18 protein-coding genes are annotated in these 19,811 nt (G+C 72.3%); 9 read left to right on the top strand and 9 right to left on the bottom strand.

Translation table 11 applies throughout. The annotated features are described in order from the left end of the window. Nucleotides 1–2: 2 nt before the first annotated feature. Nucleotides 3–812: an ABC transporter permease gene (locus ACIA8O_RS06925; protein ID WP_396292508.1), complete on the bottom strand. Its 810-nt coding sequence runs from the start codon at nucleotides 810–812 to the stop codon at nucleotides 3–5. After that, nucleotides 809–1,798 (bottom strand): ATP-binding cassette domain-containing protein, encoded by a 990-nt coding sequence (locus tag ACIA8O_RS06920; protein WP_396292507.1) that lies wholly within the window; start codon nucleotides 1,796–1,798, stop codon nucleotides 809–811. Before ACIA8O_RS06920 ends, ACIA8O_RS06925 begins: the two co-directional genes overlap by 4 nt. Before the next feature lie 196 nt (nucleotides 1,799–1,994). On the opposite strand from ACIA8O_RS06920, the gene ACIA8O_RS06915 reads away from it, so the two are divergent. Beyond that, on the top strand, nucleotides 1,995–2,423 hold the full coding sequence (locus ACIA8O_RS06915; RefSeq protein ID WP_396292506.1) for a hypothetical protein: 429 nt from the start codon (nucleotides 1,995–1,997) through the stop codon (nucleotides 2,421–2,423). Nucleotides 2,424–2,491: 68 nt separating this feature from the next. Here the strand turns inward: ACIA8O_RS06915 and panB are convergent, their stop codons facing one another. Further along, on the bottom strand, nucleotides 2,492–3,355 hold the full coding sequence (gene panB / locus ACIA8O_RS06910) for a 3-methyl-2-oxobutanoate hydroxymethyltransferase (RefSeq protein WP_396292505.1): 864 nt from the start codon (nucleotides 3,353–3,355) through the stop codon (nucleotides 2,492–2,494). A 216-nt stretch (nucleotides 3,356–3,571) separates the two neighbouring features. Between panB and ACIA8O_RS06905 the strand changes: the two genes are divergently transcribed. The 4 genes from ACIA8O_RS06905 (at nucleotide 3,572) to ACIA8O_RS06890 (ending at nucleotide 8,150) form a co-directional block, all read left to right on the top strand. Then, nucleotides 3,572–5,152, top strand: a complete 1,581-nt coding sequence (locus ACIA8O_RS06905) for a DHA2 family efflux MFS transporter permease subunit (RefSeq protein ID WP_396292504.1) — start codon at nucleotides 3,572–3,574, stop codon at nucleotides 5,150–5,152. Between the two features lie 54 nt (nucleotides 5,153–5,206). Then, entirely contained in the window at nucleotides 5,207–5,884 is a 678-nt protein-coding gene (locus ACIA8O_RS06900; protein ID WP_396292503.1) for a TetR/AcrR family transcriptional regulator, read from the top strand. Between the two features lie 140 nt (nucleotides 5,885–6,024). After that, nucleotides 6,025–7,074, top strand: a complete 1,050-nt coding sequence (locus ACIA8O_RS06895) for an endonuclease/exonuclease/phosphatase family protein (RefSeq protein WP_396292502.1) — start codon at nucleotides 6,025–6,027, stop codon at nucleotides 7,072–7,074. 68 nt (nucleotides 7,075–7,142) lie between these two features. After that, entirely contained in the window at nucleotides 7,143–8,150 is a 1,008-nt protein-coding gene (locus ACIA8O_RS06890) for an endonuclease/exonuclease/phosphatase family protein (protein ID WP_396292501.1), read from the top strand. A gap of 90 nt (nucleotides 8,151–8,240) precedes the next feature. Here the strand turns inward: ACIA8O_RS06890 and ACIA8O_RS06885 are convergent, their stop codons facing one another. Continuing rightward, complete coding sequence (locus ACIA8O_RS06885; protein ID WP_396292500.1) at nucleotides 8,241–10,409, bottom strand: hypothetical protein; 2,169 nt, start codon at nucleotides 10,407–10,409, stop codon at nucleotides 8,241–8,243. Between the two features lie 46 nt (nucleotides 10,410–10,455). Beyond that, nucleotides 10,456–12,231, bottom strand: coding sequence for an NAD+ synthase (locus ACIA8O_RS06880; protein ID WP_396292499.1), 1,776 nt, complete (start codon nucleotides 12,229–12,231; stop codon nucleotides 10,456–10,458). A gap of 88 nt (nucleotides 12,232–12,319) precedes the next feature. On the opposite strand from ACIA8O_RS06880, the gene ACIA8O_RS06875 reads away from it, so the two are divergent. From ACIA8O_RS06875 to glnA, 3 genes are all read left to right on the top strand, one after another. Continuing rightward, the gene (locus ACIA8O_RS06875) at nucleotides 12,320–12,592 is read left to right on the top strand and encodes a type II toxin-antitoxin system Phd/YefM family antitoxin (protein WP_396292498.1); all 273 of its coding nucleotides are present in this window, start codon (nucleotides 12,320–12,322) and stop codon (nucleotides 12,590–12,592) included. Next, on the top strand, nucleotides 12,592–13,008 hold the full coding sequence (locus ACIA8O_RS06870) for a type II toxin-antitoxin system VapC family toxin (RefSeq protein ID WP_396292497.1): 417 nt from the start codon (nucleotides 12,592–12,594) through the stop codon (nucleotides 13,006–13,008). The genes ACIA8O_RS06875 and ACIA8O_RS06870 overlap by 1 nt, the downstream gene beginning before the upstream one ends. A gap of 145 nt (nucleotides 13,009–13,153) precedes the next feature. Beyond that, a complete protein-coding gene (gene glnA / locus ACIA8O_RS06865) occupies nucleotides 13,154–14,515 on the top strand; it encodes a type I glutamate--ammonia ligase (RefSeq protein ID WP_396292496.1) in 1,362 nt (453 codons plus the stop codon). 80 nt (nucleotides 14,516–14,595) lie between these two features. Here the strand turns inward: glnA and fxsT are convergent, their stop codons facing one another. After that, a complete protein-coding gene (fxsT, locus tag ACIA8O_RS06860) occupies nucleotides 14,596–16,527 on the bottom strand; it encodes an FxSxx-COOH system tetratricopeptide repeat protein (RefSeq protein WP_396292495.1) in 1,932 nt (643 codons plus the stop codon). A 135-nt stretch (nucleotides 16,528–16,662) separates the two neighbouring features. On the opposite strand from fxsT, the gene ACIA8O_RS06855 reads away from it, so the two are divergent. After that, entirely contained in the window at nucleotides 16,663–16,851 is a 189-nt protein-coding gene (locus ACIA8O_RS06855; RefSeq protein ID WP_396292494.1) for a hypothetical protein, read from the top strand. 1 nt (nucleotide 16,852) lies between these two features. Here ACIA8O_RS06855 and ACIA8O_RS06850 read toward each other — a convergent pair whose 3' ends face one another. The 3 genes from ACIA8O_RS06850 to ACIA8O_RS06840 all read right to left on the bottom strand — a co-directional run bounded on the left by ACIA8O_RS06850 (nucleotide 16,853) and on the right by ACIA8O_RS06840 (nucleotide 19,626). Continuing rightward, nucleotides 16,853–17,275 (bottom strand): hypothetical protein, encoded by a 423-nt coding sequence (locus ACIA8O_RS06850; RefSeq protein ID WP_396292493.1) that lies wholly within the window; start codon nucleotides 17,273–17,275, stop codon nucleotides 16,853–16,855. Between the two features lie 38 nt (nucleotides 17,276–17,313). Further along, complete coding sequence (locus tag ACIA8O_RS06845; RefSeq protein WP_396292492.1) at nucleotides 17,314–18,759, bottom strand: hypothetical protein; 1,446 nt, start codon at nucleotides 18,757–18,759, stop codon at nucleotides 17,314–17,316. Between the two features lie 114 nt (nucleotides 18,760–18,873). Beyond that, on the bottom strand, nucleotides 18,874–19,626 hold the full coding sequence (locus ACIA8O_RS06840; protein WP_396292491.1) for a hypothetical protein: 753 nt from the start codon (nucleotides 19,624–19,626) through the stop codon (nucleotides 18,874–18,876). Nucleotides 19,627–19,811: the final 185 nt, after the last annotated feature.

Below are 19,811 nucleotides of genomic sequence, written 5' to 3'. Positions count from 1 at the left end.
GGTCAGGTCCGCTTGCGGAAGCGGGCCACCGCCAGCGGGGCGGTGATCGCGGTGACCACCACGGACCAGATCAGCACCACCGTCACGGAGTGGGCGATCGGGGCGTTGCCGTTGATCAGGCCGCGGCAGGCGTCGGCCAGCGCCGAGAGCGGGTTGTAGTCGGTGAAGGCCTGCAGCCAGCCGGGCATGGTGTCGGTCGGGGCGAAGGTCGAGCTGCCGAACTGCAGCGGCATGATCACCAGCATCGAGACGCCCTGGACGGCCTGGGCGCTGCGCATCGCCATGCCGAGCAGCATGGAGATCCAGATGATCGAGGTGCCGAAGAGCAGCGAGAGGCCCACGGCGGCCAGCAGCGGCAGGAAGCCTGCTGTCAGCTTCAGCCCGAGGATCATCGCGAAGACGATCAGGATGGTGAAGGAGACCAGCGCCCGCATCAGCTCCGCCGCGATCTTGGCGAGCAGCACCGAGGCACGGCCGATCGGCAGGGTGCGGAAGCGGTCCATCACGCCGGTCTGGAAGTCGCTGTTCAGACCGGTGCCTACGGCCATCGCCAGGTTGAGGCCGGTGGAGCCGAGCAGGCCGGGGACCAGCCACTGGATGTACTGGTCCTGGCCGCCGGCCACGGCGCCGCCGAAGACGTAGGTGAAGAGCAGGGTGAAGATGATCGGCACGAACAGGGCGTCGATCATCGACTCCGGGTCGGCCTTGATCCGCATCAGGTTGCGGCGGGTCAGCGCGCCGACGTGACGCAGCGCGGCGGCGCTGGAGGAGGTGCGGGCCGGGGCGGCCGGGTTCAGGGTGGCGGCGCTCATGCCACGGGCTCCTTGTCGCGGACGGGCTGGGAGGGGACGGTGTCCTGCGGCTTGCCGGTGATGGTCAGGAAGACCTCGTCCAGCGTGGGCAGTTGGGTGTCGATGCCGGCGATGCCGAAGCCGCGCGCGCCCAGCACGCCGACCACGGTGGTGAGCTGCTCGTCGTCGGTCAGCTGGACCGAGAGCAGGCCGGTGTCCTCGGAGAGGGTCACGTAGGGCAGCCCGGCCTCGCGCAGGCAGCGGGCCATCTCGGGGAGCTCGGCCGGGCGCTGCGGGCGGACCTGCAGGGTGCGGCCGCCGACCTGGGCCTTGAGCTCGGCGACCGCGCCGTTGGCGATCACCCGGCCGCGGTCGATCACGGTCAGCTCGTGGGCGAGCTGCTCGGCCTCCTCCATGTACTGGGTGGTGAGCAGCACGGTGGAGCCCTCGCGGACCATCCGCTGCACCTCGTCCCAGACCTCGTTGCGGGTGCGCGGGTCCAGGCCGGTGGTGGGCTCGTCCAGGTAGAGCACCTTGGGGTGGCCGATCATCGAGGCGGCCAGGTCGAGGCGGCGGCGCATCCCGCCGGAGTAGGTCTTGGCGGGGCGCTTGGCGGCCTCGGTGAGGGAGAAGCGCTCCAGCAGCTCGGCGGCCCGGGCCTTGGCCTGCTTGCTGCTGAGGTCCAGCAGACGGCCGATCAGGTAGAGGTTCTCGTAGCCGGAGAGCAGCTCGTCCACCGAGGCGTACTGGCCGGTGAGGCCGATGGTGCGGCGCAGCTCCTTGGGCTGGGTCAGCACGTCGTGGCCGCCGACCACGGCGGTGCCGGCGTCCGGCTTGATCAGGGTGGAGAGGATGCGGACCAGAGTGGTCTTGCCGGCCCCGTTCGGGCCGAGCACGCCGAGCACGGTGCCCTGACGGACGGTCAGGTCCACGCCGTCCAGGGCCTTGGTCTCTCCGTAGTGCTTGACGATGCCGCGCACCTCGACGGCGTTCTCGATTCGGGTCATGGCAACAGCCTGTCCGTCCCGGCTGTCACGGTGCTGTCAGCCCGCTGTCGCCGCCGTCGGGCCGCTGTCATCCGTCATCGGAAGATCGTGATCCGTTCAACCTGACGAACCATCAGATTCACGGGTATAGTGAAATATCACATTGCAGCAGCACATGGCGTGGGGCCGTGTGCGCTGTCGAGGGAGGGACACTCTCATGTTCCGCAAGATGCTCGTCGCCGCCGGTGCCGCCGGCCTGGCCCTGGCCGCCACCCCGGCCCAGGCCGCCACCACCGTCACCACCTGCAGCTACTCGGCTCTGCAGTCGGGCCTCTCCACCAAGGTCTGTGCGGACGTCACCGGCGACCAGGTCGCGCTCTACGGCACGATCGCGCTCGCCGGCCCGCCGAGCCCGGGCTACCCGATCCAGCCCAAGGACCTGATCGTCAACCTGAACGGCAACGTCGTGGGCGGCGCCTCGATCGGCTCCTACCAGGGCTACCGCACCTTCTACGCCTCGACCATCAAGGTCGAGGGCGTCGGCGGCACCGTGCCGTGCAACTCCACGGTGCACGCCTCCTTCTCGGTGTCCTCGTTCGGCTGGTACAACACTCCGGTGACCCTGGACGTGCCGGTCAACTGCTGATGACCCGTCAGTGAACGACGGAGGAGCGGCGCCCGGGCCCAGGCGCCGCTCCTCTCGCGTTTCCGGTCCTACTTGAAGGTGTGCTCCGGCGCCGGGAAGGTGCCCGCGCCCACCTCGGCCGCGAACTCCCGGGCCGCGTCGCCCAGGACGGACCGCAGGTTCGCGTACTGCTTGACGAACTTGGGCACCCGGCCCGCCGTCATCCCGGCCATGTCGGTCCACACCAGCACCTGGGCGTCGGTGCCCGCCCCCGCGCCGATCCCCACCGTCGGGATCGCCAGCTGCTCGGTGACCTGCGCCGCCAGCTCGGCCGGCACCGCCTCCAGCACCACCGAGAAGGCGCCCGCCTGCTGCACCGCCTTGGCGTCCCGGAGCAGCTGGTGCGCGGCCTCGTCGCCGCGCCCCTGCACCGGGTAGCCGCCGAGCGCGTGCACCGACTGCGGGGTCAGCCCGATGTGGGCCATCACCGGGATGCCGGCCTCGACCAGCAGCTCGATCGAACGGGCGCTGCGCTCGCCGCCCTCCAGCTTGACCGCGCCGACGCCCGCCTCCTTCATCAGCCGGGCCGCGTTGTGCATCGCCTGGCCGGCCGACTCCTGGTACGAGCCGAACGGCATGTCGCCGACGACCAGCGCGCGCTTGGTGCCGCGCATCACGGCCGCGGAGAGCATGACCATCTGGTCCATCGTCACCGGCACGGTGTTCTCGTAGCCGAGGTGGCAGTTCCCGGCCGAGTCGCCGACCAGCAGCACCGGGATGCCGGCCTCGTCGAAGACGCCGGCGGTGAGGGCGTCGTACGCCGTGAGCATCGCCCAGCGCTCGCCCCGCTGCTTGGCGGCGGCGATGTCCCGGACGGTGACGCGGCGGTTGGTGATCCCGCCGTACAGGGTCTGCGCGGACCCCTGGGCAGGCTGAAGCGGAGAAGCGTTCATGGAACAGGCTCCTGATGGGTTGTCGTCTCGTGGCGCCGTGCGGCGTCCCCGGATCTGCTCCCATGCTTGCACGCCCGCCCCGGCTCGCAAAGACCGGGCGCAGCAGCTTCTTCGGGGGCTTCTTTGCCCAGACTTTACGATACGAGTCCGTTCCGTATCGAAAGTGGGTCTAGGCTCTTACGAGACGCTTCCGATCCGTAAATCATGGGGGACTCCATGTCCGTCTCCGAGGCAGTGCACCGGCGGCGCTGGGCGATCCTGGGCACCCTGGTGCTCGCCCTGCTCGTCGTCGTCCTCGACAACTCGATCCTCAACGTGGCGATGAAGACCATCGCCTCGCCGGCACCCACCGGCCTGGGCGCCAGCCAGAGCGACCTCGAATGGTCCATCAACTCGTACACCCTGGTCTTCGCCGGGCTGCTCTTCACCGCCGGCCTGCTCGGCGACCGGCTCGGCCGCAAGTGGTCGCTGCTCGGCGGCATGGTGGTCTTCGGCCTCGGCTCGCTGCTCTCCGCGCTGGCCGCCTCGCCGGGCGAGCTCATCGGCTACCGCGCGGTGATGGGCCTCGGCGGCGCCTTCGTGATGCCCGCCACGCTGGCCATCATCATGAACGTCTTCGAGCGGCACGAGCAGCCCAAGGCGATCGGCATCTGGGCCGGCGCGGTCGGCCTGGCCATCGCCATCGGCCCGATCACCGGCGGCCTGCTGATCGAGCACTTCTGGTGGGGCTCGGTCTTCCTGGTCAACGTCCCGATCGTGCTGGTCGCCCTGGTCGCGATGGCCCTGCTGGTGCCGGACTCCAAGGACCCGAACCCGGGCAGGCTCGACCCGGTCGGCGTGCTGCTGTCGATCGTCGGCCTGGTGGCGCTGATCTACGGCATCATCAAGGGCGGCGAGCTGGCCGACTTCACCGCGCCCGGCGCCTGGGTCCCGACCCTCGGCGGACTGGCCGTGCTGGCGGCCTTCGTGGCCTGGGAGCGCCGCACCTCCCACCCCGCGATGGACGTCCGCTGGTTCCGCAACAAGGTGTTCAGCGCCTCCGTCGCGGTGATCGGCCTGGTCTTCTTCGCGCTGATGGGCGTCTCCTTCTTCGGCGTCTTCTACATCCAGAGCGTGCGCGGCTACAGCGCCCTGCAGGCCGGTGTGCTGATGCTCCCGCTGGCCGTCGCCCAGCTGGTCTTCGCACCCCGGGCCCGGCTGGTGGTGGACCGCTTCGGCGTCCGGGCCACCTGCGCCGGCGGCATGGCGCTGATCGTGGTCGCCTTCCTCGGCTACCTGCTGCTCGGCCGGGACACCTCGATCTGGCTGCTGGTGGTGCTCGGCTTCCTGATGGGCACCGGCATGGCGCACGTGATGCCCCCGGTCACCGTGGCCATCATGGGCTCGCTGCCGCGCGAGAAGGCCGGGGCCGGCTCCGCGCTGAACAACACCTTCCGCCAGGTCGGCGGCTCGCTGGGCGTCGCCGTGCTCGGCGCGGTGCTCTCCACCGTCTACCGCGACGGCGTCTCCGACACCCTGGCCCAACTGCCCGCTCCGCTGCGGGACAAGGCCGGTGAGTCGCTGGAGGCCACCCTCGCGGTGGCGGAGCGCACCGGCACCACCGCGCTGGTCGCCCCCGCCGAGGACGCCTTCATCACCGCCATGCACGTGGTGGCCGGGCTGTCGGCCGGCGTCACCCTGGTGGGCGTGCTGCTCGCCTGGTTCCTGCTCCCCGGCAAGGCCCCGGCCGCCCCGGCCGGCGGCCCGGAAGGAGCCGGCGACGCCGCCGCCACCGAGCTCGCCCCCGCGAAGGGCTGAGGCCGCGTCATGACGGTGGACCGGTACTCGAGCGCCTCCGGGCAGAATGGGGCCATGCAGACCGAGACCACCGACGCCTCCGCCCCCGACGGGTCGCCCTGCGCGCCCCGGCGGGGGCGGCCGCGCAGCGAGGCGGCCGAGCAGGCGATCTTCGAGGCGGTGGAGCGGCTGATGGAGGGCGGCGCCGGCCTGGTCGAGCTCTCCATCGAGCGGATCGCCGCCGAGGCGGGAGTCGGCAAGGCCACCATCTACCGGCGCTGGCCCAACAAGGAGGCCCTGCTGGTCGACGTGGTCGCCCGGCTGGAGATGCCCGAGCCGGTGCTCTCCGCGGGCGGCGGCGTCCGCGACGACCTGATCGCGATGATCGAGTACATGCGCCGCCGGGGCGTGGCCAAGCGCTCCCGCTGGGTGCTCAAGTCCGCCCTGGGCCAGATGGAGGGCCTGCCCGAGCTGCGCGCCGTCTACAAGGAACGGATCGTCAGGCCCCGCCGCGAGCTGGCCCGGCAGATCATCCAGCGCGGGGTCGACGAGGGACTGCTGCGCAGCGACCTCGACCCGGAGCTGCTCGCCGAGATGGTGATGGGCCCGATCCTGATCCGCACCATGCTCTGGGACGAGGCCCCGCTCGACGACGAGAAGCTGGCCGAGCGGATGGTGGACGCCGTGCTGGACGGCGCGGCCGTCCGTCCGCGGAGCGTTCCGGGGCCTCCTTCCGGTGGCGAATCTCACTGACCGGGGCGCGCCGGAACCCGGCGCCGCCGTGGTCACGTCCATGCCGTCATAGGCTGAGCCGAGAATCCGACAAAACCGGCTGACCAGGTGTCGGGTCGGGTTCGGGGCAGACGATGCCGGGACGGCGTGGAGGACGGTTCATGGTGCGGGCGGACGAGGCAGTGGCTCCGGCGGACGGCGGGGCGACCCCGGTCCGGCGGCCCCGCCGCTCCTGGCGGCCCGGCTCGTGGTGGCCCGGGTCCCGGTGGTCGGGTTCGTGGCGGCCGGGCCTCTGGCGGCGCGGCTGGATCGTCGCCGGACTGGCCCTGCTCACCACCCTGCTGCTGGTCCTGCACTCCTCGGTGCCCAACGGCTACGGCAACCTCGGCAGCCTGCTGGAGACCTTCCTGCCCTGGCTCGGCCTGGCCGTCCCGGTGCTGCTGGCGCTCGCCCTGCTGCGCCGCTCGGCCACCGCGCTGCTGGCCGTGCTGCTGCCCGCCGCGGTCTGGCTCAACCTGTTCGGCGGCCTGCTCACCGACAAGAGCACCGGCGGCGGCGACTTCACCGTGCTCACCCACAACGTGGCCGCCGCCAACACCGACCCGGCCGGCACGGTGAAGCTGCTCAACGACTCGGGCGCCCAGATCGTCGCCCTGGAGGAGCTGGCCGCCGACGGCGTCCGCACCTACAGCAAGGGCCTGGCCGCGGCGTACCCGTACCACGTGGTGGAGGGCACCGTCGGGCTCTGGTCCAAGTACCCGATCTCCGACACCCGCGTGGTGGACATCAAGATCGGCTGGACCAGGGCCTTCCGCTCCACCGTGACGACCCCTCAGGGCCCGCTCGCCGTCTACGTCGCCCACCTGCCCTCGGTGCGGCTGAAGTTCGACAGCGGCTTCACCGCCGGGCGGCGGGACGTCAGCGCGCAGGCGCTCGGCGACGCGATCGAGGCCGAGCCGGTGAAGAAGGTGCTGTTGCTCGGCGACCTCAACGGCACCATGAACGACCGCTCGCTCGCTCCCGTCACCTCCCAGATGCGCTCCGCCCAGGGCGCGGCCGGGGACGGCTTCGGCTTCAGCTGGCCCTCCGGCTTCCCGATGGCGCGGATCGACCAGATCCTCAGCAAGGGCGGGCTGACCCCGACGAACTCCTGGGTGCTCCCGGCCGACGGCAGTGACCACCGGGCGGTCGCGGCCGAGTACCGGTACTGAGGAACCCTTCCGCACCGCTGCGGCGTCTGAACCCTCATAACGCTGACATAACGTCACAAGGGGGATGAATGACCCAGGTAGAGACGGTCGCGCCGGTGCGCACCGGCAAGGCCCCGCAGCCGTCGTCCCCGCCCGCGCGGCGGAAGAGCCGTTGGCAGCGGGGGCGGATCCTGGCCGGGCTGGCGGTGCTGACGGCGCTTCCGATGGCCGGGCACTCGCTGATACCCGACAGCGGCAACCTCGGCGGCCTCGTCGAGACCTTCCTGCCGTGGAGCGGCCTGCTGGTGCTCGCGCTGCTGCTCGCCGCCCTGCTGCGCCGCTCGGCCACCGCACTGGTGGCGGCCCTGCTGCCCGGGGTGGTCTGGCTGGCGATGTACGGCGGGGCGCTGGCGGACGGCAGCACCGGAAAGGGCGACCTGACGGTGGTGAGCCACAACGTGGCGGCCGCCAACGTGGACTACGCCGGCACGCTGAAGGTGCTGAAGGACTCGGGCGCCGACCTGATCGCCCTCCAGGAGATGGAGTCGGCCGCACTGGCCGAGTACCGGCGGGGCCTGGCCTCCGCCTACCCCTACTACCTGGGCGGCTCGACCACCGACGGCCTGTGGTCCAAGTACCCGATCGTGCCGGGCGGGTTCGTCGAGAAGGACGGCATCCAGCACATCGGCACGGCGGCCCGCGCGGTGGTGGAGACGCCCAAGGGGCGGGTGGCGGTGTACTACGGCCACCTGGACTCCGTCCGGGTCACCCCGCGCAGCGGCTTCGGCGCCGACCCGCGGAACGAGAGCGTCAAGGCGCTGAGCGCCGCCCTGCGGAGCGAGCCGGAGGAGCGGGTGCTGCTGATGGGCGACCTGAACGGGAGCCTGACGGACCGTGCCTTCGACCCGCTGACCGAGCAGCTGACGTCCGCTCAGGAGACGGCCGGCCAGGGCTTCGGCTTCACCTTCCCGGCGGCCTTCCCGATGGTCCGGATCGACCACGTGCTCAGCGGGGGGAAGTTGACCGCCACCGACTCCTGGCTGCTGCCGAGGAGCGGGAGCGACCACCGGGCGGTGGCGGCCTCGTTCAGGTTCTGAGGGCGGCGAGGGAAGCGGACGGACTAGTTCTTTACAGGAAGATGAGAAGGAAGCCCGTCCATGGCCTCGCCGCCGTGGCCACGCTAGCAGTCAGGCCGGGACCAGATCACGCAGGTTTTCCGGCGTGACGACGGTGGAGTCCGGGTGCAGCCCCTCCGGCCGCTCCAGGCCGACGAAGGTGACCGGGCCGTCCGGGACGGTGGCGCCGTCCCAGAGCGTGGTGGTGGCCGCGCCCATCAGCTCGGTGAGGTGCCGCACCGTCAGGTACCGCCGCTCCACGGTGCCGCGGACGAGGGTGGCGACCGAGATGCGGTTGTCCTCCACCTGGTTGGCGCGCGGGCTGCCCTTGAGGTGCAGGTGGAGCCACTTGGCCCACCAGGTGCCGGTCCCGTCCCGCAGGAAGACCAGCGGCAGGGCCACCCGGCCCGGGCCGCGCAGCTCCGACTTCATCCGGACGGTGCGCGCCTCGAAGGGCAGGCCCTGCTGCTCGGCCTCGCGCAGCATGTAGCCGAAGAAGGACTCCTTGACCTGCTCGAAGCCCTCGCCGTCGTAGATGTTCACCTGCGGCACGATGTACGTGCCGCGCACCGCGCCCAGGCGCAGGTCGATGAACTCCGAGGCGCCCTCCCGGGCGTCCGTGATGTCGCCGGAGTGCTCGCCCTCGACGCTCTTCAGCTCGGTGTACGAGAGCCAGTTGAGGGTGCGGTACTCCTCGTCCAGCAGCAGTGCCGACAGGTCGAAGTCGGTGCTGGTCCGGCGCTGGTGCCAGTGCACGAAGAAGCGCAGCAGCTCGCCCTCGACCGGGGAGACCGAGCCCCGGGGCAGCACGCCGAAGCCGCCGGCCGTGGCCTTGCCGCTGAGCGGCACCGCGACGTCCAGCACCGCCGGGTCGAGCAGCAGGTGGGCGGGGGAGGGCAGCCGGCGGCGGGTCTCGGCCTCCAGCAGCGCGCGGAGCAGTTCGCGGGTGGCCTCGGGCAGGCCGGGGCGGGTGTCGTCGGCGACCCAGGCGCGGCCCAGCCGGTTGGTGAACACCCGCTTGTGGTGCGGCGGGTGGGCGCGGTTCAGCAGGTTCTCGCGGAGCGAGAGCAGCACCCGGCCGGAGACCTGCGGCGCGGCCTGCCCGGCGGCGGCCAGCACCGCCCGCCGCTGCTCCTCGTCGGTGCAGGCGGTCAGCAGCCGGTCCAGCGCCCGGAAGAGGCGGCCGGGCGCGGCGCCGGCCAGCAGCCGGGCGGCCCCGGGCACGTCGCCCCCGGCGAGCAGCGCCTCGAACCGGCTGTCCAGGGTCGGCGCCCCGAGCTCACCGCGGGCGACCGCGAACACCCGGGCGGCGTCCGGCCACCGCGGGTACTCGTGCGGGTGCAGCCGCTCGCCGAGGCGCTTGAACCGCTCGCGGTGCGCGTGCACGTCCGCCAGCTTGGCGGGCGCGGCGGCGACCACCGCGTCCAGCCCGGCCAGTAGGGCCCGGCGCACCGGGCGGCGCAGCGAGGGCAGTCGGACCGGCTCGGCCAGCGACGGGTCCCCGCCCGCGAGCACGTACGCGAGCCGGAGCACGTCGGTGACGGTGTCCAGCAGGAGGTCCGCACCGGCGAGCAGGCGGGCGTGGTTGACCACGGCGCGGTTCTCGCGGACCGGGATCGCCTCGGGCTGCGGCCCGTCGACGCACAACGGGGCGAGCACGGCGAGGTCGCCCAGACCCTCCGGGCCGAGCGGTGTGCTGCTGCCGGCCAGGGCGAGGTAGAGCGCGGTGACCTCGTCGGACAGCGGCCCGCCCAGGTGCAGGACGGTCACGCGGTCGGTCGCGGCGGCGATCAACTCGCGGTGGCGCCGGAGGAGTTCGTCGTAGCCGTGCCGGTAGCGGCCGTAGCCGGGGAGGGTCAGCAGGTCGAGCGTGCCGAAGCTGAGCTGTTCGAGCGTGCGGGCGCGGGAGGCGTCGTCCGAGAGCGCCTCGGTGATGCAGTGCACCCAGAAGTCGTGGGTGTCCGGCACGTTGGCCGGGAAGTCGACGAAGTAGGCGTTGTGCCGGACGTGGTCGCCGACCAGCTCGCGGACGGTGGCCAGGGTGCGGGTCGCGGTGGCGGTCACCGTTTCCCCGGGCAGCCCCGCCAGGTGCTCGAACAGCTCGGCCGACAGCTTGAAGCCGACCGACATCAGCGCGGCGTCCAACTGCCGTGCGGTGGCCGCCCCTTGGCCGTCCGGGCCGGTGGGGAGGGGGACACGGCGGGTGCGGCGGAGGACCAGGGCTTCGAGACGCTCGGACATCCGTGCATGCTCGCAGAGCCCCGGCCGCCCCCGCACCCCGGTTTCCTCAGCCCTGGCGCCAGCGGTTGGTGACGGGCAGCCGGCGGTCGCGGCCGAAGCCCTTGGGGGAGACCTTCGGGCCCGGCGGGTACTGGCGCCGCTTGTACTCGGCGGTGTCGACCAGGCGGACGATCCGGTCCACCACGGCCGGGTCGTACCCCCGCGCGACGATCGCGTCCCGCCCCTGGTCGCCCTCCACGTAGAGGTCGAGCACGGCGTCCAGCAGGTCGTAGTCGGGGAGCGAGTCGGTGTCCACCTGATCCGGCCGCAGCTCGGCGGAGGGCGGCTTGGCGATGGTGTTCTCCGGGATCGGCGGCTGCTCGCCGCGTTCGAGCGCCGCCGCGTTGCGCCAGCGGGCGAGCCGGAAGACCAGGGTCTTGTAGACGTCCTTGATCGGCCCGTAGGCGCCGACCGAGTCGCCGTAGAGGGTCGAGTAGCCGACCGCCAGCTCGCTCTTGTTGCCGGGCGCGAGGACGAGGTGGCCCTCCTGGTTGGAGATCGCCATCAGCAGGGTGCCGCGCAGCCGGGACTGCAGGTTCTCCTCCGCCAGCCCGGTGAGCTCGGTGGCGGCGGTGTAGGCGTCGAACATCGGGGCGATCGGGACCGTGCGCAGGTGCAGCCCGGTGCGGCGGGCCAGTTCGGCGGCGTCGTCGCGGGAGTGCTGCGAGGAGTACCGGCTCGGCATCGAGACCCCGTGCACGTTCGCCCCGCCGAGCGCGTCGGTGGCGATCGCCGCCACCAGGGCGGAGTCGATCCCGCCGGAGAGCCCGATCAGCACCGACCGGAAGCCGTTCTTGCGGACGTACGCTCGGGTGCCCTCCACCAGCGCCTGGTACACCTCGGCCTCGTCACCGAGGCGGGGCGCGGGCGCCCGGCGCTCCGTCGGCCCCCGGTCCTCGGGGGCGCCGCCGAGGTCGGTGCGGACCAGGCGCAGGCCGTCGTTCAGCAGCAGGCCGTCGGTGGGGGCGGTGTCGGCGGGGGTGGTGTCGACGGGGGTGGTGTCGGCGGCTGGGAGTTCGAGGTCGACGAGCAGCAGGGCCTCCTCGAACTGCGGTGCGCGGGACAGGACTTCACCCTGCGCGTCGACGACGAGGGAGTCCCCGTCGAAGACCAGCTCGTCCTGGGCGCCGACCATGTTCACGTACGCCAGCGTGCAGCCGGCCTCCCGCGCGCGCCTGCGCACCAGGGCGAGGCGGGTGTCGTCCTTCTCGCGCTCGTACGGCGACCCGTTCAGGACGAGGAGCAGCCCGGCCCCCGCCTCTCGGGCCGCCTGGACGCGGCCGCCGTCCTGCCAGATGTCCTCGCAGATCGCGAGGGCCACGTCCACCCCGTGCAGGCGGAGCACCGGCAGCTGGTCGCCGGGGACGAAGTAGCGGTGCTCGTCGAAGACCCCGTAGTTGGGGAGGTGGTGCTTGGCGAAACGGCCCTTCACCTCGCCGCGGTGCAGCACCGCCGCACAGTTCTGCGGCGACCCGGCGGGGCGGCCGCGCCACGCCTGCGCCGAACGGCCCAGGTACCCGACCACGACGGCGAGCTCCCCGAGGCCCTCCTCCCGCAGCGTCCGCGCCAGCCCGGCGAGCGCCTCCCGCGAGGCGTTGACGAACGACCCGCGCAGCGCCAGGTCCTCCACCGGATACCCCGTCACCACCATCTCCGGGAACGCCACCAGCTGCGCCCCGCCCTCGGCGGCCCGCCTGGTCCAGCGCACCACCTCCTCGCAGTTGCGCTCGATGTCACCGACCCAGGGGTCGATCTGGCTGAGGGCGAGTCGCAGATTCGGCATGCCTCCACCTTATCGTCTATCTGACGTTATGTCTGCAGCGATTCTGCCCTATAGTGAAGTCTGGACAGACTAGACGGAGGTGTTTCGCATGGCGTGGCAGGTCCAGGAAGCGAAACAGAAGTTCAGTGAGGTGCTCCGCCTGGCGGAGGCGGAGGGCCCACAGATCGTCACCCGGCACGGTGATGAGGTCGCGGTCGTCATCGACATAAGGGAGTACCGGCGGCTCAAGGGGGAGGAGGTGTCCTTCGAGGAGTTCCTGCTCCGACGTGAGCCCTCTTTCGACGACGCCCTCGCCGACGAGCTGGACACGATCGTCGCCGAACGCGACCTTCCGCGACCGGTGGACCTCGGGGAGAACTGATGGGCTATCTGCTCGATACGAACGTGCTGTCCGAGCTGCGCAAGCGTGAACCCGATCGAGCGGTGACCGGCTGGCTCCGTTCGGTCGGCGGGGGGCCGGTATTCACCAGTGCGATGGTGATCGGCGAGATCAGGCGGGGTGTGGAGAGCCTCCGCCGCCGTGACCCGGCGCAGGCGGAACGGCTGGACGAATGGCTGGCGGCCATCCGCCTCGGCTATGCCGACCGCATCCTTCCGGTGACCACCGAGATCGCCGAGGTCTGGGCCCTGCTGACCGTGCCGGACCCCCTTCCGACGATCGACGGCCTGCTTGCCGCCACGGCCAAGGTCCACGGGCTGACACTGGTGACCCGCAACGTCAAGGACGTCAGCCGGACGGGCGTCCCGGTGGTCAACCCGTTCGAGCCGCTCGGCTGAAGCTCCGTCGGATCACCCGGTCTCCCGCCTCCCGGGCTGGACTCCGGACGAAGATCCGACATGATGGGGGCATTCGTTGCCAGGCCGCTACGAGCGGACGACCGGGCGTAACACGGACGTAAAGAGCAGAGGTGAGACTGTCCCCATGGGCAAGCAGCAGGAGTTCGTGCTTCGTACGCTCGAAGAGCGTGACATCCGTTTCGTCCGGCTGTGGTTCACCGACGTACTCGGGTTCCTCAAGTCGGTGGCCGTGGCGCCGGCCGAGCTGGAGCAGGCCTTCGAGGAGGGCATCGGCTTCGACGGCTCCGCGATCGAGGGCTTCGCCCGGGTCTACGAGTCCGACATGATCGCCAAGCCGGACCCGACCACCTTCCAGATCCTGCCCTGGCGCTCGGAGACCCCCGGCACCGCCCGGATGTTCTGCGACATCATGATGCCGGACGGCTCCCCCTCGTACGCCGACCCGCGGTACGTGCTCAAGCGCACCCTGGAGAAGGCCTCCGACCTCGGCTTCACCTTCTACACCCACCCCGAGATCGAGTTCTTCCTCCTCAAGGACCTCCCCGGCGACGGCACCCCGCCCATCCCCGCGGACCAGTCCGGCTACTTCGACCACACCCCGCGCGGCGTCGGCCACGACTTCCGCCGGCAGGCCATCACCATGCTCGAGTCGATGGGCATCTCGGTGGAGTTCTCCCACCACGAGGGCGCCCCGGGCCAGCAGGAGATCGACCTCCGGTACGCGGACGCGCTCTCGACGGCCGACAACATCATGACCTTCCGGTTGGTCATGAAGGAGGTCGCGCTGGAGCAGGGCGTGCACGCCAGCTTCATGCCGAAGCCGTTCTCGCAGTACCCCGGCTCCGGGATGCACACCCACGTCTCGCTGTTCGAGGGCGACCGCAACGCCTTCCACGAGTCGGGCGCGGAGTACCAACTCTCCAAGGTGGGGCGCTCGTTCATCGCCGGGCTGCTGAAGCACGCGGCGGAGACCGCCGCCGTCACCAACCAGTGGGTCAACTCGTACAAGCGCATCTGGGGCGGCTCGCAGCGGACCGCCGGTGCGGGCGGCGAGGCGCCGTCGTACATCTGCTGGGGGCACAACAACCGCTCCGCGCTGATCCGGGTCCCGATGTACAAGCCCGGCAAGCAGGGCTCCACCCGCATCGAGGTGCGCTCGCTCGACACCGGCTGCAACCCGTACCTGGCGTACGCGGTGACGCTGGCCGCCGGTCTGAAGGGCATCGAGGAGGGGTACGAGCTTCCCCCGGGCGCGGACGACGACGTGTGGGCGCTCACGGACGCGGAGCGGCGGGCGCTCGGGATCCAGCCGATGCCGCAGAACCTCGGCGAGGCGATCGACCTGATGCAGCGCAGCGAGCTCGTGGCGGAGACGCTGGGCGAGCACGTCTTCGACTTCTTCCTGCGCAACAAGCGGCAGGAGTGGGAGGAGTACCGCTCGGAGGTCACGCCGTTCGAGCTGCGGAAGAACCTGCAGGTGCTCTGACCTCGCGTCAAGCTTGAGCTTCGGCCCGTTCCCTGACGGCGTTTCGCCGGTGGGGGGCGGGCCGAGCTGCGTTGTGCGGGTCAGGTGTCGCGGTTGAGCCGGTCGCGCTTACGGAGGGCGCTGGCGAGGTTGTTGCGGCTGCTGACGGTGTCGGGGTGGGTGTCGCCGAGGACCTGTTCGCATTGAGCGAGGGTGGTTTCGTACAGGGGGATGGCACGTTCGAGGTCGCCGGCGGCGGAGTACGCGGCAGCGAGGTTGTTGCGGCTGGTGAGGGTGCTGGGGTGGGTGTGGCCGAGGGCCTGTTCGCGTTGGGCGAGGGTGCGCTCGTACAGGAAGGTGGCGCGTTCGAGGTCGCCCGCCGACTTGTAGGCGTAGGCGAGGTTGTTGCGGCTGGTGAGGGTGGCGGGGTGGGTGTGGCCGAGGGTCTGTTCGCGTTGGGCGAGGGTGGTCTCGTAGAGGGGGATGGCGCGTTCGAGGTCGCCCGCCGACTCGTAGGTGCTGGCGAGGTTGTTGCGGCTGACCAGGGTGGCGGGGTGGGTGTCGCCGAGGACCTGCTCCGACTGGGCGAGGGTGGTCTCGTAGAGGGGGATGGCGCGTTCGAGGTCGCCCGCTGACTCGTAGGCGTCGGCGAGGTTGTGGCGACTCGTGAGCGTCCTGGGATGGGTGTCGCCGAGGACGTGCTCGTGCCGGGCGACGATTGCCTGGTGGAGCGGTACCCCGTGCGCCATGTGGCCCCGATCGCGCAGGTACTGGGTTGCCCGGACGAAGAGGGCGATCACGTCGTCCTGGGCCTCTGCCGGGCTGGTGCTGGCGAGCGCGATCAGATGGGGCATCAGCGCGTCCTGGTCCGGGGGCGGTCCGTCCGCCGGGAAGGCCCGGACGACTGCCCGCTCGGCCGAACGGCGCCCTGCCGGCGTTCCGTCGGGTTCGGCCGTTGCGGTGGAGCGGAGCACTGCCTGGAGCAGGCGGTGGACGCTGACGGTGTGTGCGGTGACGGTGGCCATGCTGTAGGCGGCCAGGACGGCGAGGGCTTCGTGCAGGTCGTCGTCGGTGCTTCCGAGCAGGGTGACGGGGATGTCGTCGGGGGCGAACCAGGCCAGGGTCTGGAGGACGGTGACGGCGCGGGGGTCGAGGGTGGTGAGGGTCTGGCTCCAGATGCGGGCGATGGTGCGTTCGGCGTCGATGCCCTCGGCGGCCTTGTCGAGCTTGACGGGGAGGCGGCGGCGGTAGGTCTCGATGCTGATGCCGGGGTGTTGGCGGAGGTAGGCGCCGGCCTGTTCCAGGGCGAGGGGGAGGTGGCCGAGGTCGGTGGCGAGGGCTCGGGCTTCTTCCTGCTGGCGTGGGGTGGGGGTGGCGCCGCCGAGGGCGTGGTGGCAGAGCAACTCGGTTGCCTCGGTGGGGTCGAGGATGCCCAGGGGGTGGGTGCGGACCGAGTGGGGCCAGCCGACGGCGCGGCGGCTGGTGAGGAGGTGGTGGCCGCCGGTGAGGGAGCCGAGGAGGGGGCTGACGTCCTTGACGGTCTCGACGTTGTCGAGAACGAGGAGCCAGCCGGGGTGCCACTGGAGCCAGGTGAGGGCCCAGGCGGCGCGTTGTCCGGTGGTGGTGCGGCCGGCCCATTCGGGGCGGAGGCGGAGGGTGAGTTCGGCGAGGGACTCCTCGATGCGGGCGGGGGATTCGGCGTTGAGCCACCAGGTGAGGGTGTGGTCACGGCGGTGGCGGTGGGCGTACGCGAGGGCGAGGGTGCTCTTGCCGATGCCGCCGAGGCCGTGGACGGTCGAGGCCTGGGTGATGGCGGCGTCGCCGGAGGTGGTGAGGGCGGTGCGGAGCCGGCGGAGGTCCTCGTCGCGGCCGACGCAGAGGGGGCGCGGGTCGAGGTTGTTCAGGCCGGGAGGGGCCTGGACGTCGCGGGCGGAGTGCAGGGGTTCGGGCGGGAGGACGGTGGTGTCGCCCGTGTGGGCGGTGCCGATGCTGTCGGCCGAGATGGACCGCGGGCCGGAGGCCTCGTAGTGCACGCCGGCCTCCTCGTGTGCCCAACGCTCCTGTTCGCCAAGGAGCTTAGGTGAGCCCGGGCGGCACGCGGGGCGAAACCGGCATGCGTGGCCGGGGGTGCTGTGGGATGCTCCGTGCTCGCATGGAGGGTGGGGGACGTGGGCGGACGCAGGTACGTGGCGCGGGGTGTGCCCGGCGGGTACCGGATCTGGAAGAACAAGGGCGGGCGCTGGTGGGGCGACCTCTACGAGCTGTGCCCGGACGAGCTGGTCGCCGAGTTGAACGGCAGGGCCGACCCGGCGCGGATCACGGAGCTGATGAAGCGTTACCGGGCGCTCAAGCGGTAGGTCAGGGGCGGAGGGTGTCGCCGGTGCTGACCGTGCCGCTGATGATGTGGGCGGCGACGGAGCGTTCGCCGGAGGCGGTGATGGTGACCGGGGCCGCGGTCGGGGCGGGGCCGAGGAGGGTGGCGAGTTCGGCGCGGAGGGCGGGGTCCTCGCGGAGGGCGCGCTTGAGCTGCTGGCGCAGGGTGGCGGCGGCGTCGGTGTCGGCGGGGTCCTCGGCGGCGTCCTGGACGGCGGTTTCGAGGGTGGCCCGGGAGGCGGCGGAGCCTCGGTGGAAGAGGGACTGCAGGATGCGGTGGCCGAGGTTGGCGGTGGCTTCGACGGCGGAGTCCTCGGTGCGGGTCAGGACGGCGGTGCCGTAGGAGGTCACGGCGGCGGTCAGGTAGGGGCCCGCCTGCTCCACCAACTGGACGATCTCGGTGCTCACTTGTCCTCCTGGGGTCGGGCCGTCACTCGTCCGACAGGCTAGCGGACGACGCGTTCGTAGAGGGCGTGCAGCCCGGTGCCGATGGCGAGGAGGGCGGTGAGGGCGAGGAGCAGGGCGAGGGGGTAGAGGACGAGTTGGCCGACGGCGGGCCAGGCGGGGAGGGTGCCGTCGGTGGGGGAGAGGAAGTGGTAGGCGGTCCAGCCGATCGGCCAGAGGGCGAGGACGGCGAGGGCCAGGCGGCCCCCGGTGTCCAGGGAGGCGTGTCGCGGGTCGGTCCGGACGGGGCGGGGCCGCGGGGCCGGGGCGTCGGAGGGGGCCGGGAGCGGCGGCCGGACGGTGCCCCGGTAGGAGCCGTGGCGGTCCGGGACGATCAGCGCGGTGTGGAAGGTGCGGGGAGATCCGGGGCCGGACCGGAGGTCGGGGTGGAGGCCGAGCCAGGCGAGGCCGTTCGGCGGGTGGTCGCCCCGGTAGAGCAACTGGTGGGCGGTGCCGACCAGGTAGAGCCGCAGGCACTCCTCGGTGGTGGTGGGGGTGCCGTCGGCGTCGCGGTCGATCTCCTCCTCCGGCAGGTCGCGGGTGACCGTCGCCCCGGTGATCCGGATGCGGTGCCACTGCGGGCCGGCGGCGTAGAAGTCCTCGGCGGGCAGGTGGCTCCGTCCGTGGGCGATGCCGTTGCAGGACACGCCGGCGACGACGGTGCCGAGCAGGACGATCCCGAGCCAGATCCGGACGGCCGTCCGGTCGATCGGGGCGGGCTCGGTGGCCGCTGCGAGCGCCGGGGCCGCCAACGGGGCCTGGTCCGGGGCGGTGAGCAGGCGGACCCGGTGGTCGACCTCGACGCCGGCGAGCGAGCGGGACTGCGCCGCGCCGAACGGCTCCCCGGGGGTGTCGCCGACCGGCGCGAACCGGTAGTCCTGGTAAGGCCGGTAGCCGGGCAGACGGTCGCCGTTCTGCTCGGGCGGGAGCAGGACGTACTCGCCCCACCGGGCCCCGGCGGCCACCAACTCGGCCTGCCGGGACGAGACTTCCGGATCGGCGCCGCTGAACGGGACGAACAGGGCGGGCACCAGGGCCACCAGCGGGAGCGACACGGCGAAGTACCAGGGGGCCCGGCGCCGGTACGTGGCGTCCAACGAGGCCAGGTCGGCCGCCAGGTCGGCCGGGGTGGGCGGCGCCGGGGCCGGGGCCGTCTCGGGGAGCAGGTCGCTCCTGGGGGCCCGGTGGCCCGCGATCAGCCAGAGCAGGCCGCAGAGCACGCCCAGGCCGAGCAGGGTGAGCGGGAGCGGGCGGATGCCGGGGCGCCACGGTTCCAGCAGGATCGCCACCAGGTAGCCGAGGAAGGCCAGATAGGTGGCGGTGCCGGTGACCCGGGTCCAGCGGGTGGGGCTGTGGAGTTCGTCGTCGTCCTGGTACTCGGGCGGCGGCTCGGCGGTGGCCACGCCCCTGGACGCACGCCTGGGTGTGGCGTTCTGATCAACCGTCATGACCCGTGCTCCCCCGTGCCGGTCGGTCGGTCCGTCCGCGCGAGGTTACGGGCCGGGGGTGACGGGGACCAGGCCGGCGGGGTGAACGGACGGCCACATGTCCCTGGCCGCAGGTCAGTTGTCGTGGCGGCGGAAGACGCGGTGCAGGGCGACGCCGAGGGCCAGCAGACCGGTCAGGGCCATCAGGCCGACGGAGGGGATGAACAGGAGTTGGCCGAGCCGGTCCGCCACCGGCAGCGGGCCGTCGCCGGGGCGGAGCAGGTGGTAGGCGGTCCAGGCGGCGGGCCAGGCGCCCAGGTAGCCGGCGGCCAGCAGGCGGAGGTCACGGTTGACGGCGGCGAGCCGGGCCCGGGACTGGTGAACTCGGCTGCCCAGGAGGGTGGTTGCGGCCGTGAGCAGGATGAGCCAGAGGCAGACCCGGCCGGCCGTGGGCCCGAGGGGCGCGAAGAGCGAGAGGGCCGCGCCGGCCGAGAGCCCGGCCACCACCGCGTGGCGGGCGGCCCGCCACCACGAGGCCCGCGGGGGCGGGGCCGGAGCCGGGGCGGCCGGGGCGAACCGGGCGGCGACGACCCAGGCGGCGACCGAGACGGCGGTGGCGGCCAGCAGGGCCAGGGGGAGGGGGCGGACCGACGGCTGCCAGGGCGTCAGGGCGACCGAGAGCAGGTAGCCGAGGGAGCTCAGGGCGGCGAGCAGGCCGGTGGTCCTGGTCCAGACGGTCGGGAGCCGGTGCTCGGCCTTGGCGGCGGGAGCGGTGGGGACGGCGGAAGCGGGCGGGGCGTCGGCCGGTGCCGGGTCGGCGGGCGCGGCGGTGGCGGCGGCGAAGGCGGTCGGGATGGCGTCCCGGGGTGGTTCCTGATGGCCCGTCACGGTCACTGCGCCCCCGCCCTGATCAGTCCGTTCGGGTGAGGGTACGGGCCCGCGGGGCGCCGTGGATAGCCCGGCCGGGTGGGGAACTGACGGGTGGTCAGTGCGGGGGCGCGGCCGTCCCCCCTGATGGCGGTACGTGACGAGAATGTTGCGGAGAGTTGTGTTCCGATGGGTGGCGTCAACCC

The sequence above is a fragment of the Kitasatospora sp. NPDC051853 genome, from assembly GCF_044452665.1.
Lineage (GTDB): Bacteria > Actinomycetota > Actinomycetes > Streptomycetales > Streptomycetaceae > Kitasatospora.
Note: the sequence above shows the minus strand (reverse complement) of the source record. Positions and strands in the feature narration are given on the sequence as shown.